Origin of the sequence: Vibrio caribbeanicus ATCC BAA-2122 (assembly GCF_000165125.1) — a bacterium.
Lineage (GTDB): Bacteria > Pseudomonadota > Gammaproteobacteria > Enterobacterales > Vibrionaceae > Vibrio > Vibrio caribbeanicus.
On sequence record NZ_AEIU01000008.1, the window covers coordinates 1 to 15260 of the forward strand.

Sequence of the window (15260 nt, forward strand, 5' to 3'; positions counted from 1 at the left end):
ATCAGCCAATAGCTGAGCTGGTGTGTTTGTAACACCACCCGAAACCAAATTATCCGCTTTACTAAGCTGAGAACTTGCCCCGAATAAATCGGCCGCCTCATCAGAGCTTTTGACTATTGCGGTCACAAGTTTACCAGCTTTTAGGTTACTTATTTAAAGGTGTGTGTCCTGAATAGTTTAATAGTTTGAATAGTTTTCTGAATTAGTTTTTTGCACATTCTACCCACGAAAACCTATCTCGATATAGTTAGACTTGGTGTCTGTCCTTTATTTACTTACGCAGGCTTAAATCCAAAAGTCATATCACCTTCCATTGTGAACGTCATACACCAGGTATACTTTTCACCTATTAAGTAGTGATGACCAGGGTACTCCAATATCTGCTCAATGCATTGCTTTAAAGTTTCAACTGGCATGGTTAAAGCACAGTCAATTGCACTATCGTTAATGTAAACAAGATTCCCACTTAAACCCTTTTCATCAATAGTTTCGTAAAAAAAGTCAACCCATTCCGTCACGTCATTTTTATTGCTAGCGGTAACAACAATTGAATCTGTGACTTGATCCCAGTTAATCTTTGAACCGCCTAAAGGAAAAACCTCTGCAAGGCGACCAAAATAGACTTCACTTGAATCTTCTATAGAAATATCGCCAGATTTTATAAAACCATCTAGATCAGCCAACAATTCTTCTTCAAATGACATATTAGATTCCTACTTAAACATGAAGCACTTAACAATATTATTAACCGTTTTTAGATCACCTTTAAATTTGAAAATACGGCCCTTTTCTTCCCCTGATTGAACATTAATATAAGCCTCATTTCGTTCAGTAGATTTGGTGCCTGTCCTTTATTTGTTTAAGTCTTGAACACTAAATTTTCGCCTTCTAGATAATAGAGGCCTTCTAATTTTCCTGACAAAGAATCAAGCCCTTGAACTGTATACGATGAGTAATTTAATGGAAACTTGCTTTGTAGCTTTTTCTGCTCTTCGCCATAATCATCCCAGTTAGCTTCAATCATCCCGCTCCAAAACGTCACACAGTCTTCATCATTTACAAACACAACCGGTTTTAGATCTTCAATACTATTCGGGCTGTTCCAATAAACATATCCCATATACTCTGAGCCATCGCTTGCGAAAAAAACTGTACGTACAATAACTTGATGATCATTTATTTGGCAGTTGCCTTCAAATGGTCGAACAGTTAGTTCATCTTCAACTGTATCATCCATTGGGAAATACCAGACAGGATATTGTTCGAGATCGTCTCTCGTTAATTTATATATTTCCTTTTCGAACATTAATTCATACCCATATAAATTGATTCTTATCAGAAGCCTCTCAAAGCCTACACTAAATTCGATTTGAAGCGAAGATTGTGAGAGCTCTTCCATCAAGCAACAAACTTTTCCAATTTGATACAAATCACTAGCCGAATAGAGTCAAATGAAGGCTCACGCACCTTCCCAAAGAAAAGCGTTGTATCGGCACCATAAACAAAATATTCACGAACAACAGGAGATAAAGCTGTTTCAGTGAATACAACAAAACGCGTCTAAGCTAACATTTCTGGCCAACTGATATTGCTCTGATCCGACATCAGGATTAACTTGAAAAGGTGAATCAGAAGAAGGATTTATTATGAAATTTACTCCTGAACATATTGCCGAGCTAAATTTACTACTCCAATTTGACATTAGCAGTGCCGCAACGGGTATAAAGGTCCATAGCAATGCACCATCTGAAACAGTATCGGCCATAGAAAGACTGTACCAAAAAGGGTTGTGTACATTACCTGATGGAGGCTACCTTACTAATGAAGGTATCGAGATGGCAGAGCACGCCGATAAGACGCTGCGCGTTCTGTCTACGTAGACATTTAACCACTTTAGGAACACGAGCTTGAAAACCATTACTATCATTGGCGGAGGCTGGCTCGGTAGACCGCTTGCGCAATACCTCAAATCAATAGGACATCAGACTTATACCAGTAAGACTACTATCGAAGGCACCACTGAGTTGCAGAGCTTTGGACTTAACAGCTTTGTTTGTGATCTCAGTCAGGGTCCGGAAAGCTTACAAACCCAGTTGCTGGATTACCCTTCTGACATTGTGATTGGCTGCTTCCCTCCTGGTTTTCGTCGTGGTCAGGGCGATGAGTACGTGACCTATTGGAACAATGTGATTGAGGCATCCCAAAATACAGGCGTCAAACGAGTTGTCATGGTCAGCTCAACTACGGTTTACCCTAATACGGCACAAGATATGATCGAGGAAGATGCCTCGCTTGTTAAAGCTGAGAATGATGATAAATTCAGTGATAACGCTAAAATCATGTTACAAGCAGAAAACTTGCTTATTAGCTCTGGCCTTAAATTCGCCATCGTGCGTTGCAGTGGGTTGATAGGACCAAATAGACACCCTGCAAGGTTTGTTGCTCATTTAGCACAGGTCAGTTCGAAAGCCCCCGCTAATATGATTCATCTTCAAGATGCGGTTGGTGCGGTAAGTTATATGGCTACGTATGAAAAGTCGGCTGTCGTCAACGCAACCACACCCAATACTGTGTCTAAAGCCGAATTCTATCAGGCAGCATTGGACGGCATTAACTCTCAAGAGTCGCTCCCAGAAGTCACTGAGCAGCCCGACAAACGTATTATTGCGGACAAACTGCAATCACTCGGTTATCGATTCCATCATCAACATACACTTGAACTGGTGTAGGAATAAAAAAAGCCAGCGCAATTGCTCTGGCTTTTCAGTCTCAACATGATTTTTAATTCTGGGCTCTCTTGCCAATTACCTTATCGTGTAAATGGGTAGTGGGCTATCTTTTAGATAACCTTGCCATGCCGGCTCTTGGAAAATCGAGCTTGACGACCTCGGGTCGAGCATAAGACCCGCTAACGTCCCAAGGGGTTGTGTCATCGGCACCACTAAGTCACCTTTCTTCAATAAAACCTGTTTATTTACTTCGTTCAAGTCTAGGTCCACAAAACGGCGTATACCCAGTCTTCCTTTAGGTGAAATATTCAAGTTTTCTACAGATAAGACGCCAACCTCTTGTTCTTGCGGTTCTTCAATTACTTGATAAGCAATGCCATGTTTATCGAGCCAACCTCGAAACGACTCTTGGTGCTTAGCAACAACATAGGCTTTGGGCAGTACAACTTGTTCTTCACCACTAATTTTATCGAAATTAGTAAAGCTCATTTCTACCGCTTGCCCTGTTTCTTTCTTTGTTAGCGGTACTTTTTTAACGATTTTTTCGCTATTAGGTTCAAATGAAACATCTAGATAAATATTGCGAGGCTTCTGCTGCGATTTATACTGTGATTTATACTGTGATTGTTCCGTCAACTGAATGATTTTATCGTGATTAGCACTCACCAAATTCAAAAATGTTTGTGTGCTGATTAATTGATTTTTAACCCTACGCTCTATATTTCTGGGGGTAGGATAATCACCATTTTTACTGTCCAGTCTATTTTCCACTAAAACAGACAAAATCCCACGCATGGCAGCATAGTTTCTAAAGTTTGTAATACCAATACCCCCTCTCTTTACTGGCTGATCGAGGTGTGTAATCTCACCAAGATAGCGCTTTGCCGGCAATCCTGCACGAGACGTGGCATCGATCAGTTGAGGAAGAAAAAACTCTTCACTATAGGCAAGCAATTCAGGAGCAATATTGGGGTTATTACCTACTTCATATTGAGCGTGGACATCAGTGAAATATCCTTGTTTTCCCGTTAGTACAGACTTCTCGATACCAGACTCGTGAATATCAAAAATGACATTGGGTTTAAATTTTCGTAGTGCTTTGACGTAAATCAATGTCTCAGGCGACGCAAGGGCTGAGTAGTCAATATTGGGGTTTTCTCTATTCGCATTGTATCTCGAATGCAAGTCGCGCCCATCTGGATTTGCAAGTGGGATCACCACAAGATTTAAGTTATCCAAAAGGGTAGACTCGTTATCAAAAGCAAGCTCTGCTGCCAACTTCTGTAACGCTTCTGCTCCCGCGGGTTCATTTCCATGCTGTGAGCCTATTAGCATTACTGTCGCCTTGCTCGAGTCTGATTTGCCACTAGTTAAGAACTTGGAGTCTTTAGATATCAAGAGAGCATTTATCTCTCTGCCGCCAGCTGAAGTTCCTATTTTTAGCTCCGATACCTTGTTGCTATCATCGGACAATTGCTTTAAAAAAGCATCAACCTGCTGACTGTTTGGTAATTTTTTATTATTACTTTTTTCAAAAGGTGTCTGAATATATGAGGTCGCTGCATATGAGTGGCAGGCCATTACTGCTACCAGTAACATTGTCAATCTTTTAAGTTTCATCTTATCTACCAACTTATAAAATGTTCATGAGATTCAACTTACTTGAGCAGCACATTTATAGGTCAGGATATTGTAATTTTACTTTTAAATAACTGGGGTCTGTTGATCTTTTCTTAATCGACAAGAATAGTCATAACAATTCACATCGATCTAACCAATAAAAAAAGCCAGAGCAGTTTGCTCTGGCTTTTTGACTTTGTGGCGCTCAATTAGTGAATTGCAGCTTCTTTCTCATTGAGATACTTAAACTTAAGTTCTTCACCTTTCAAATCAACCTTCACTGTACCACCATCAACCAGTGATCCAAACAGTAGCTCATTGGCGAGCGGCTTTTTCAATTGATCCTGGATGACTCTCCCCATTGGGCGAGCCCCCATGGTAGGGTCATAGCCTTTGACTGATAGCCACTTACGTGCAGCATCTGAGACTTCAAGGGAGACACCCCGGACATCCAGCTGAGCCTGAAGCTCGACGATAAATTTATCCACCACTTGATGGATAACCTCCTCGTCCAAGCTATTAAACCAGATCACATTGTCAAGACGATTGCGGAACTCTGGTGTAAAGACCTTTTTGATCTCAGACATAGCATCGGTGCTATTGTCCTGCTGGATGAGGCCGATAGATTTCTTCTCAGTCTCTTGAACACCTGCATTGGTCGTCATAACGAGAATAACGTTGCGAAAATCTGCTTTGCGACCGTTATTATCCGTTAAGGTACCATTATCCATTACCTGCAATAGTAGGTTAAAGATGTCAGGATGTGCTTTCTCGATTTCATCAAGCAGGACCACAGAGTGGGGATGTTTGATGACAGCATCGGTTAGTAGACCACCTTGATCATACCCTACGTAACCTGGAGGTGCACCAATGAGGCGACTGACTGAATGACGCTCACCGTATTCAGACATATCAAAGCGAAGTAGCTCAATCCCTAGAAGTTTAGACAGCTGTACTGTTACTTCTGTTTTACCCACACCCGTTGGCCCGGCAAATAGGAACGAACCTACTGGCTTATGGTCGGCTCCTAGGCCCGCACGAGTCAGCTTGATGGCTTCACTGAGAACATCAATGGCATCATCCTGACCGAAGACCAACATCTTCATTTTCTCATCGAGGTTTTGCAAAATCTCTTTATCCGAAGACGATACAGATTTTTCTGGTATTCTGGCCATCTTCGCAACCATGGCCTCGATATCTGCAACATTAACGGTCTTCTTACGACGGCTTGCAGGTGCAAGGCGACTGCGAGCACCAGCCTCGTCAATCACATCAATGGCTTTGTCAGGAAGGTGACGTTCATTGATGTACTTAGCAGAGAGCTCAACCGCAGCACGCAGTGCTTTGTTGGTATAACGAACTTCATGATGCGCTTCGTACTTTGGTTTAAGTCCCATTAGAATCTTGGTTGTGTCATCCAATGAAGGCTCGACAATATCAATTTTTTGGAAACGACGGGAAAGCGCCCTCTCCTTGTCGAATATGTTGCTGTATTCCTGATAAGTAGTCGAACCAATACAACGTAACTTGCCACTGCTGAGAAGTGGTTTGATTAAATTCGCTGCATCGACCTGTCCACCTGACGCAGCACCAGCACCAATAATGGTGTGGATCTCATCGATGAATAATATCGCGTCGTCTTCTTTCTCGAGCTGCTTTAATATCGTTTTGAAACGTTTCTCAAAATCACCTCGGTATTTGGTTCCAGCAAGCAAAGAACCAATGTCCAGAGAGTAGATAACACTGTCAGCAATAATCTCTGGAACTTGTCCTTCAACAATGCGCCAAGCGAGGCCCTCTGCAATTGCCGTTTTGCCGACACCAGCTTCACCGACTAACAATGGATTGTTTTTTCTGCGTCGGCATAGAACCTGAATCGTACGCTCCAGTTCTTTGTCACGGCCGATAAGCGGATCAATTTGGCCTTGTTTCGCGAGCTGGTTGAGATTAGTTGCAAAACTCTCCAAGCGTTCGTCTGTTCCCGCTTCTTCCGTATTGTCACTGCTGAATGAATCAGAAGAAGATGGCTCGTCACCAGAACTGGATGCTTTGGTGATGCCATGAGAGATAAAATTAACAATATCTAAACGGCTAATATCATTTTTCTTGAGTAAATAGGCCGCGTGAGACTCTTGCTCACTGAAAATTGCCACCAGCACGTTGGCCCCGGTGACTTCACTGCGCCCCGATGACTGAACATGGAAAACCGCTCTTTGCAAAACGCGTTGAAAACTCAAAGTGGGTTGCGTTTCGCGAGTTTCATCGTTCTGTGGGATCAGTGGTGTGGTCTGGTCGATAAAAATATCAAGCTCATTACTTAAGGCATCAATATCAGCCTGACAGGCAAGTAACGCTTCTCGTGCAGCATCATTATCTAGCAATGCTAACAGGAGGTGCTCGACAGTCATAAACTCATGTCTTTTGTCTCTAGCGCGTGCGAATGCACCGTTGAGACTTAACTCTAGTTCTTTATTTAGCATAAGTACCTCCTTTTAGAACCACTTGGGTTTCTCGAACAAGTTTCATACTCGTTCCATTGTACAAAGCAAGGGATGCTCGTTTTCCTTCGAATGCAAAGTAACTTGCGCTACCTTAGTCTCAGCAACTTCTGCAGTAAATGTGCCACAAATTGCCTTGCCTTCATAATGCACTTTCAGCATCACCTGTGTTGCTTTGTCGATATCCATAGAAAAAAAACGTTCTAGGATCTCAATCACAAACTCCATCGGTGTATAATCGTCATTGTTTAGTATGACATTGTACATAGATGGTGGCGTAACTTTAGTTTTCTCTAACTCCAGTAATTCGTGGTCTGGACTTACCCACTCAAAATCTCTGCTCATGACCGTTCGTTTTGTGTGCTCTCTCTTCTTAATTTTATCACTTTGTGAAGCAAAAGTTTTGAATTTACGTCTTAATATCGACAACTAATTGGTTTAGAAAATTTATACGCATACTTAGAGACTAATGCAGCAATGTTATCGCTGCAAATAAAAGATTTGCATGAATGAGAGTTGCGTATCTGATTGATTAAAAAGAGACCAAAATTGATAAATTTGAATTATATTTCACTTTTAATGAGCACATAATCAGTTATGAGAATGTAACTTACATACTTAATTTGTTATCAAATATGTAGACCCCATTAACATTTTACAGTTGACTGTCACGGGGCATTAGCTAAATTGGTGCATGAGCACAAGTGTTTTAACATCAGTTAGACGCAAACTTATTTTTCGTTTACAAGGATTTGATGTAAGCGCATCAACAACATCAGTGATAAATGCATGAGGGATGTATAGCATGGCTACAGGTACAGTGAAATGGTTCAACAACGCTAAAGGGTTTGGATTTATTTGTCCAGAGGGAGAAGACGGCGATGTATTTGCTCACTACTCCACCATTCAAATGGACGGATATCGCACTCTGAAGGCTGGCCAGCAGGTTAACTTTGAAGTTGAAGAAGGGCCAAAGGGTTACCACGCTAGGTCTGTTGTTCCTGTTGAGATCCAGCCAGCAAAATAAAACTCGTGGCACCAACCAAAGCTCTATCGAATACCGAGGTCGTACGCTGTTGTTTAGATAGCCCCACCTCCCACTTCAGATAGAGCTTTTGTTCTTGTGAAAGAAACAATCATGAGTGTATGACTGTTTCCTGCTGGTATTTGACGATCTTATAGAGCTTATAAAGGACGCCCCTTTTCGACATATCATTCCATCGGCAACCTTTAATTAACGCCCTTAAAGACTTCCTTTGAATACTGCCTCTCACTGGATAGGCTTACCAAATAGCGATAACCTACCTCGTAGAAAGAGTAACTATTTAAACCCAGCACCTAATCATCACTTAATCGCTATAAACAAAAAAAGCCCGCTCTCAATGAGCGGGCTCTCTTTTTACGATGTTACTTAAGCATTAATCACGCTGTTTAACGTTTGACTAGGTCGCATAAGTGGTGATGCTTTATCGAATTGAGGCGCATAATAGCCACCCAAGTCACCAGAAACACCTTGAGCACCATTAAGTTCAGAAACAATCTTCTGCTCATTTTCAAGCAGTGCTTTGGCTACTGGAGCAAATTCAGTTGCTAGCGCGGCATCCGTCGTCTGCTCTGCAAGTGCCTGAGCCCAATATGATGCTAAATAATAGTGGCTACCACGGTTATCTAGCTCTCCAACACGACGTGAAGGCGACTTGTTATTGTCTAAAAACTCACCGGTTGCTTTATCTAAAGCATCAGCTAAAACTTGAGCTCTCGCATTTCCTGTAACCACGCTAAGGTGCTCTAACGATGCTGCCAAGGCAAGAAACTCACCCAATGAATCCCAACGCAGATGGTTCTCTTTTTCTACCTGCTGAACATGCTTTGGTGCTGAGCCACCAGCACCAGTCTCAAACAGACCGCCACCATTCATCAGTGGTACGATAGATAACATCTTCGCCGACGTACCCAGTTCCAAAATTGGGAATAAATCAGTGAGGTAGTCACGAAGAACGTTACCGGTCACTGAAATTGTATCTAAACCATCTTTAATGCGCTCGAGAGAGAATTTACACGCATCGAGTGGAGCAAGAATTTTTATTTCCAACCCTGATGTATCATGGGTAGGTAGGTAAGTATTGACTTTTTTAATAAGCTGCGCATCGTGAGCGCGCTTTTCATCTAACCAGAACACGGCTGGAACACCTGTTGCTCTCGCGCGAGTAACGGCTAACTTCACCCAGTCTTGAATTGGTGCATCTTTTACCTGGCACATACGGAAGATATCACCTTCCTCTACGCTCTGCTCAAGTAAAACCGCCCCCGACGTATCGACTACTCGAACCGTTCCCTGCTGGTCAAGAATAAATGTTTTATCATGCGAACCATATTCTTCTGCTTTTTGTGCCATTAGACCGACATTTGGCACACTGCCCATTGAGGTTGGATCGAAAGCACCATGCTCTTTACAGAAGTCTATGACAGCCTGATAGATACTGGCGTAACTACGATCAGGGATCATGGCTTTCGTATCTTTCTGCTTGCCGTCAGGCCCCCACATCTGCCCAGAAGAGCGCAGCATAGCTGGCATAGACGCATCAACAATAATGTCACTTGGTACATGCAGGTTGGTGATACCGCGATCAGAGTCAACCATAGCGAGTGGTGGCTGCGTCTCATATACCGCCTCTAAAGCTGCTTCGATTTCTGATTTTTGTTCAGCAGGCAGCGATTGAATCTTTGCATAGACATCGCCAATACCGTTGTTGACATCAACGCCCAGCTTATCAAATACTTCACCGTATTTTGCAAACACGTCTTTGTAATACACTTTGACGGCATGCCCAAAGATGACAGGATCAGAGACTTTCATCATCGTCGCTTTCATGTGCAGAGAAAGCAATACATCTTGCTGTTTTGCTTCTTCAATTTGCTGTTCAAAAAAAGCAACCAGTGCTTTTTTGTTCATAACAGAACAGTCAATGATTTCTTTATTTTGGATCGGGAAAGCCGCTTTCAGCTCTCTAGACTTTCCATCTGCTGCAACAAATTCAATTTTTACTTGAGTGGCTTTATCTATTGTGCATGACTTTTCACTACCAAAAAAGTCACTCCCTTCCATGCTTGAAACGTGCGACTTAGAATCTGCAGACCATGCACCCATTGAATGCGGGTTTTTCTTTGCGTAGTTTTTTACCGAAAGCGGAGCACGACGGTCAGAGTTACCCTCGCGCAAGACAGGGTTAACCGCACTGCCTTTTATTTTGTCGTATGTCGCTTTAATGGCTTCTTCTTCGTAAGTGCTTGGTTCTTCCGGGTAGTTAGGCAGGTTATAGCCTTTGTCTTGCAGTTCTTTAATAGCAGCTTTAAGTTGAGGAATCGAAGCCGAAATATTCGGTAGTTTGATGATATTAGCTTCTGGAGTTTTAGCCAATTCACCCAGTTCGGCAAGCGCATCACTAATACGCTGCTCTTCAGTTAAGTGCTCTGGGAAATTAGCGATTATACGACCAGCTAGAGAAATATCACGTGTTTCAACATTGATTCCAGAGGACGCTGTAAATGATTGGATCATCGGTAAGAAAGAATACGTCGCTAGTGCTGGTGCTTCATCAGTGATGGTATAAATGATTGTGGGTTTTTCTGTAGGCATGAACTTTCCCTATTGTTCTGACTGGAGCACGCTATGTACTCCGGAGTGTGTGGCCGCTAACAAGTCGTGAAGGTACTCTCAACTGTTGCGATTATTATCCGTCTCTTTTTGTTTTTGTCACTATGTGAGCGGCATCCTTGAGAGCGATTCGGTATAATTAAACAAACATAGCAAAATGGTTTATTATTCCGTTCGCCAATCCTGTTTTTGGGCGCGCAAATGGTAGCGTATTACGCGACCAGATTAAAGTTCTACCCATACTTCATTTACAAATTTGCAAGGAAGTTAACATGTCACCTCGCTCAACACGAGCTAAGCGAACGGCTTCAGAAGATAAAAGGCCATCCCGATTTAAACGAAGTCAGAAAGCCAATAGCCCCACAAAGCGCGCATTAAAGTCTAGCTCATCAAAGCCGAAAATAGCACCAGAGGAGCGGAAAGTAATTATATTTAACAAACCATTCGATACTCTAAGTCAATTTACTGATGGAGAGGGTCGAAAGACACTGGCCGATTATATTTCAATAAAAGGTGTGTATGCAGCAGGTAGACTCGATCGAGACAGTGAAGGTCTTTTGGTTCTCACAAATGACGGCATACTTCAAGCAAGATTAACGCAACCAAGCTCCAAATCACCCAAAACGTATTGGGTGCAAGTTGATGGTTCTCCTGGTGAAGTTGATTTAGACAAACTACGCCAAGGTGTCGAATTAAAAGATGGATTGACGCTACCAGCAAGAGTCGAAATCATCGATGAACCTAAGGTATGGCCGCGTAATCCCCCAGTTCGATTTCGTGCCAACATCCCAACAACATGGTTATCAATAACGATAATTGAAGGAAGAAACCGTCAAGTTCGCCGTATGACAGCTCATATCGGTTACCCAACCCTCAGGTTAATACGCTACTCCGTTGGCGATATCCATCTCGATAGCTTGAAACCAGGTGAGTGGAAAGAAATTCAACTGTAAATAAAAAAGCCGCTTAGTAAGCGGCTATAATTCGGTTTACCCTAAAAAATCAAAGTACCATTATTCGGCATTTTTCTCTTTCGCTACCGTAACAGCAATGGCTAACTCTTCTAACGCTGCTGGGTTTGCAACGCTAGGTGCATCTGTGAGTAAGCAAGATGCAGCAGTTGTTTTCGGGAAGGCAATAACATCACGGATATTCTCAGTTCCACAAAGCAACATAACCAAACGGTCAAGACCAAACGCCAAACCAGCGTGAGGAGGTGTACCAAACTTAAGCGCGTCAAGTAGGAAACCGAACTTAAGCTGTTGCTCTTGAGCATCAATTCCGAGGATGTCGAACACAGCTGCCTGCATTTCCGCATTATGAATTCGAACTGAACCACCACCAACTTCATAACCATTGATAACCATATCGTAAGCATTTGAGTTGGCTGCTGCAGGATTCGCTTTTAATTCTTCAGCAGTCACCCCTAGCGGCGAGGTAAATGGGTGATGCATCGCATGTAAGTTGCCTTCATCGTCTTCCTCAAACATTGGGAAATCAACAACCCATAACGGGGCCCATGCGGACTCGTCCGTCAACTCTAGGTCCTTACCCAATTTTAGACGCAATGCCCCAAGAGCTTCAGCAACAACGCTAGCCTTATCTGCACCAAATAGAATGATGTCACCTGAGTCAGCCTGCGTGCGATCCAAAATGCCATTGATAACATCTTCATTAAGGAACTTAGCAACTGGAGATTGAATACCTTCAAGACCCGCTGAACGATCATTAACCTTCATCCATGCTAGGCCTTTAGCACCATAGATTCCAACAAACTCACCATAACTATCGATCTGTTTGCGCGTCAATGATGCACCACCCGGAACGCGGATCACAGCGACCCGTCCCTTCTCATCATTGGCCGGCCCAGAGAAAACCTTAAACTCAACATCTTTTACTAAGTCAGCAACGTCCACCAACTCTAAAGGGTTTCTTAAATCTGGTTTATCCGAGCCAAAGCGACGAATAGCTTCACTAAATGGCATCACAGGGAATTGGCCCAAGTCAACATCCAACAACTCTTGCCACATTTCACGAACCATTTTTTCTGTCGTTGCACGTACTTCGTCTGCCGACATGAATGACGTCTCAAGGTCTATTTGCGTAAATTCAGGTTGGCGATCGGCCCTCAAGTCTTCGTCACGGAAACATTTGACGATTTGATAGTATCGATCAAAGCCTGACATCATCAAAAGCTGCTTAAACAATTGAGGTGATTGAGGTAAAGCGTAAAAGCTTCCTTTATGCACACGACTTGGCACCAAGTAGTCTCGCGCACCCTCAGGTGTTGCTTTTGTTAGAACAGGAGTTTCAATGTCCAAAAAGCCATTATCATCTAGAAAACGACGCACGAAGCTTGATGCCTTAGCGCGTAATTTGATTCGATCACTCATCTCAGGACGACGCAAGTCTAGGTAACGGTATTTAAGTCGCTGTTCTTCTGAATTATTTTGATTGAAATCAAGAGGAAGTACATCCGAGCGATTAATGATTTCTAGACCTTTAGCGATAACTTCTACTTCACCTGTTGCCATGTCTTGGTTCACTTGACTATCAGGACGTACACGGACTTCACCCGTCAGTTTGATACAGAATTCGTTGCGAAGGGTGTTAGCAATCTCATACGCATCTGCCATATCTGGATCTACAACAACCTGAACGATTCCCTCACGATCTCGCATATCGATAAAAATAAGACCGCCTAAATCGCGGCGACGATTAACCCAGCCGCAAAGTTCTACAGTTTGTCCTGCAAGGGACTTGTTCAGGTGACCACAGTAATGGGTACGCATAATGAAATTCCCAATCTCTTTAAATTTGTTGATTATAACCTTTCAATGTTAAATTCACTGAAAGAGCAAAGTTCCATTTATACGCTGAAAATGGGCCAAAATCGACCATTCAACGTGCAATTTGTTGCTACTAGGCTTCTAGTGGCGATTTTTACACCAAAAGTGGCTCAAAAAACAACAAATCGGAAAAATTGGCGCCGATTATATCTCTAATCAGACCAATTCGGCAAAGCCCCAAAACAAGAAAATAAGAGAATATGGACCATTTACCACTCAGACTTGGCCTCACTATGTGGTCACATAATCACTGGCAACAAACTTTTTATGGTCGTGGAACCAAAAACCAGCAGAGACTTGAGAAATATGCGCAGGTTTTTCATACCGTTGAAGGAAATACGACATTCTACGCGACTCCAACATTAAACACAGTCAAAAATTGGGCAGCATCTGTCGGGGAACAATTTCGTTTTACGTTCAAGTTGCCTCAAGCCATTACTCACCAACGGATGTTAAAAAACTGCCACAGTGAACTGAATGATTTTATCAATATCATGAGCCCACTTCATGAGTTGATTGGGCAATGGTCTATCCAATTACCTGCTAGTTTTGGACCAGAGCACTTTGATAGGCTTATATACTTTTGCACTTTGTTTCCCAGAGACTTTAACCTCGGTATCGAAGTTCGCCACCCAGAATTCTTCCGCAAAGGTGACGCAGAAAAACGCCTTAATCATTGGCTTATCGAACACAAATACAATCGTACCATCATGGACAGTCGCCCCATTTTTTCCGCAGAACCTAACTCTGAGTCCATCATTGATGCTCAAAAAAAGAAGCCGAAAGTCCCCGTCCATGCAATTTCCACAGCTCAAAGACCCATGATTCGTTTTATTGGTCATCCAGAGGTAAATGAAAATATGCCCTTCTTTGAACCTTGGGTATCTAAACTTGCAGATTGGATAGAGCAAGGAAAGCAGCCCTATTTTATGGTTCACACATCAGATAACCTTGTGGCACCCGATCTTGCACTGCTTTTGTATAATCGACTGAAAAACCACACTAATCTTCCCGATTTAGCCACTTTTCCGGCTAATAACGATCACGGACAGATATCAATATTCTAATCACTTGCAGCCAAAGAATGACACAAATGGAAATTTCCCATAAAATGTGCGCCTTTAAAAAAGCTGTACAACAGCAATGAGAACTTTACACAAGAGCTGAGTTATGAATCCTGTAAGCAACCCAGATACTATTTTTTCTACACCGATAGAAAAAATGGGCGATTTTACCTTCGATGAACGGGTCGCCGAAGTCTTTCCTGATATGATTCAGCGCTCTGTACCTGGTTACAGCAACATTATCTCTGGTATTGGTATGCTCGCAGAGCGTTTTGTCGAGCAAAATACCAACGCGTACGATTTAGGTTGCTCACTCGGTGCGGCGACCCTTTCCATGCGTCGCCATATTAAACAAAAAGACTGTAACATCATCGCTGTTGATAACTCCTCAGCAATGGTGGAACGATGCAAGCTCCATATCAATGCCTATCGCAGTGCAACACCCGTTGAAGTCATTGAGGCTGACATACGCGATATTGATATTCACAACGCCTCTATGGTCGTGCTTAATTTCACGCTCCAGTTTCTAGCTCCAAAAGATAGGTATACACTTCTAGAAAAAATATATGCCGGTCTACGCCCAGGTGGGATTCTGGTTGTTTCTGAAAAGTTTGTTTTTGAAGACACCGTCTCCAACGAGCTTCTTATTGACCTTCACCACGATTTTAAACGTGCAAATGGATATAGCGAGCTAGAAATCAGCCAAAAACGTAGCGCCATAGAAAATGTCATGCGCCCAGACTCAAAACAAGTGCACAAAAAACGCTTTACTGATATTGGATTTCGCAGCTTTGATGTTTGGTTCCAGTGCTTTAATTTTGGTTCGATGTACGCCATAAAATAAG

General features: G+C 42.6%; 13 protein-coding genes. 6 read left to right on the forward strand and 7 right to left on the reverse strand.

Features of this window, described 5'->3' with window-relative positions:
• Positions 1-275 precede the first annotated feature (275 nt).
• Positions 276-704, reverse strand: coding sequence for a hypothetical protein (locus RH40_RS01525; protein WP_009599505.1), 429 nt, complete (start codon positions 702-704; stop codon positions 276-278).
• 155 nt (positions 705-859) lie between these two features.
• On the reverse strand, positions 860-1399 hold the full coding sequence (locus RH40_RS01530; protein ID WP_009599506.1) for a hypothetical protein: 540 nt from the start codon (positions 1397-1399) through the stop codon (positions 860-862).
• Positions 1400-1646: 247 nt separating this feature from the next.
• On the opposite strand from RH40_RS01530, the gene RH40_RS01535 reads away from it, so the two are divergent.
• Together RH40_RS01535 and RH40_RS01540 are read left to right on the forward strand one after the other, a co-directional pair.
• Positions 1647-1880 carry a TIGR02647 family protein gene (locus tag RH40_RS01535; protein WP_009599507.1) on the forward strand — a complete coding sequence of 78 codons (234 nt, stop codon included), beginning with the start codon at positions 1647-1649 and terminating at the stop codon, positions 1878-1880.
• A gap of 27 nt (positions 1881-1907) precedes the next feature.
• On the forward strand, positions 1908-2729 hold the full coding sequence (locus RH40_RS01540) for an NAD-dependent epimerase/dehydratase family protein (RefSeq protein WP_009599508.1): 822 nt from the start codon (positions 1908-1910) through the stop codon (positions 2727-2729).
• 75 nt (positions 2730-2804) lie between these two features.
• Here RH40_RS01540 and RH40_RS01545 read toward each other — a convergent pair whose 3' ends face one another.
• The 3 genes from RH40_RS01545 to clpS form a co-directional block, all read right to left on the reverse strand.
• Positions 2805-4349 (reverse strand): M14 family zinc carboxypeptidase, encoded by a 1545-nt coding sequence (locus RH40_RS01545; protein WP_009599509.1) that lies wholly within the window; start codon positions 4347-4349, stop codon positions 2805-2807.
• Positions 4350-4558: 209 nt separating this feature from the next.
• Positions 4559-6829 (reverse strand): ATP-dependent Clp protease ATP-binding subunit ClpA, encoded by a 2271-nt coding sequence (clpA, locus tag RH40_RS01550; protein WP_009599510.1) that lies wholly within the window; start codon positions 6827-6829, stop codon positions 4559-4561.
• Between the two features lie 42 nt (positions 6830-6871).
• Complete coding sequence (gene clpS, locus RH40_RS01555; RefSeq protein ID WP_009599511.1) at positions 6872-7192, reverse strand: ATP-dependent Clp protease adapter ClpS; 321 nt, start codon at positions 7190-7192, stop codon at positions 6872-6874.
• A 460-nt stretch (positions 7193-7652) separates the two neighbouring features.
• On the opposite strand from clpS, the gene cspD reads away from it, so the two are divergent.
• A complete protein-coding gene (cspD, locus tag RH40_RS01560) occupies positions 7653-7874 on the forward strand; it encodes a cold shock domain-containing protein CspD (protein ID WP_009599512.1) in 222 nt (73 codons plus the stop codon).
• 384 nt (positions 7875-8258) lie between these two features.
• Here cspD and RH40_RS01565 read toward each other — a convergent pair whose 3' ends face one another.
• Positions 8259-10484 (reverse strand): NADP-dependent isocitrate dehydrogenase, encoded by a 2226-nt coding sequence (locus RH40_RS01565; RefSeq protein ID WP_009599513.1) that lies wholly within the window; start codon positions 10482-10484, stop codon positions 8259-8261.
• Between the two features lie 290 nt (positions 10485-10774).
• Between RH40_RS01565 and RH40_RS01570 the strand changes: the two genes are divergently transcribed.
• The gene (locus RH40_RS01570; RefSeq protein WP_009599514.1) at positions 10775-11455 is read left to right on the forward strand and encodes a pseudouridine synthase; all 681 of its coding nucleotides are present in this window, start codon (positions 10775-10777) and stop codon (positions 11453-11455) included.
• A 60-nt stretch (positions 11456-11515) separates the two neighbouring features.
• On the opposite strand, the gene aspS is transcribed toward RH40_RS01570, so the two are convergent.
• Positions 11516-13294 (reverse strand): aspartate--tRNA ligase, encoded by a 1779-nt coding sequence (gene aspS / locus RH40_RS01575; protein ID WP_009599515.1) that lies wholly within the window; start codon positions 13292-13294, stop codon positions 11516-11518.
• Positions 13295-13551: 257 nt separating this feature from the next.
• On the opposite strand from aspS, the gene RH40_RS01585 reads away from it, so the two are divergent.
• The gene (locus RH40_RS01585; protein WP_009599517.1) at positions 13552-14418 is read left to right on the forward strand and encodes a DUF72 domain-containing protein; all 867 of its coding nucleotides are present in this window, start codon (positions 13552-13554) and stop codon (positions 14416-14418) included.
• 103 nt (positions 14419-14521) lie between these two features.
• Positions 14522-15259 carry a carboxy-S-adenosyl-L-methionine synthase CmoA gene (cmoA, locus tag RH40_RS01590; RefSeq protein ID WP_009599518.1) on the forward strand — a complete coding sequence of 246 codons (738 nt, stop codon included), beginning with the start codon at positions 14522-14524 and terminating at the stop codon, positions 15257-15259.
• Position 15260 lies beyond the last annotated feature (1 nt).

Coding starts and splice junctions, on each gene's coding strand:
- RH40_RS01525 (WP_009599505.1), bottom strand. CDS start 704: ATGTCATTTGAAGAAGAATTGTTGGCTGATCTAGATGGTTTTATAAAA.
- RH40_RS01530 (WP_009599506.1), bottom strand. CDS start 1,399: ATGGAAGAGCTCTCACAATCTTCGCTTCAAATCGAATTTAGTGTAGGC.
- RH40_RS01535 (WP_009599507.1), top strand. CDS start 1,647: ATGAAATTTACTCCTGAACATATTGCCGAGCTAAATTTACTACTCCAA.
- RH40_RS01545 (WP_009599509.1), bottom strand. CDS start 4,349: ATGAAACTTAAAAGATTGACAATGTTACTGGTAGCAGTAATGGCCTGC.
- clpA (WP_009599510.1), bottom strand. CDS start 6,829: ATGCTAAATAAAGAACTAGAGTTAAGTCTCAACGGTGCATTCGCACGC.
- clpS (WP_009599511.1), bottom strand. CDS start 7,192: ATGAGCAGAGATTTTGAGTGGGTAAGTCCAGACCACGAATTACTGGAG.
- cspD (WP_009599512.1), top strand. CDS start 7,653: ATGGCTACAGGTACAGTGAAATGGTTCAACAACGCTAAAGGGTTTGGA.
- RH40_RS01565 (WP_009599513.1), bottom strand. CDS start 10,484: ATGCCTACAGAAAAACCCACAATCATTTATACCATCACTGATGAAGCA.
- RH40_RS01570 (WP_009599514.1), top strand. CDS start 10,775: ATGTCACCTCGCTCAACACGAGCTAAGCGAACGGCTTCAGAAGATAAA.
- aspS (WP_009599515.1), bottom strand. CDS start 13,294: ATGCGTACCCATTACTGTGGTCACCTGAACAAGTCCCTTGCAGGACAA.
- RH40_RS01585 (WP_009599517.1), top strand. CDS start 13,552: ATGGACCATTTACCACTCAGACTTGGCCTCACTATGTGGTCACATAAT.
- cmoA (WP_009599518.1), top strand. CDS start 14,522: ATGAATCCTGTAAGCAACCCAGATACTATTTTTTCTACACCGATAGAA.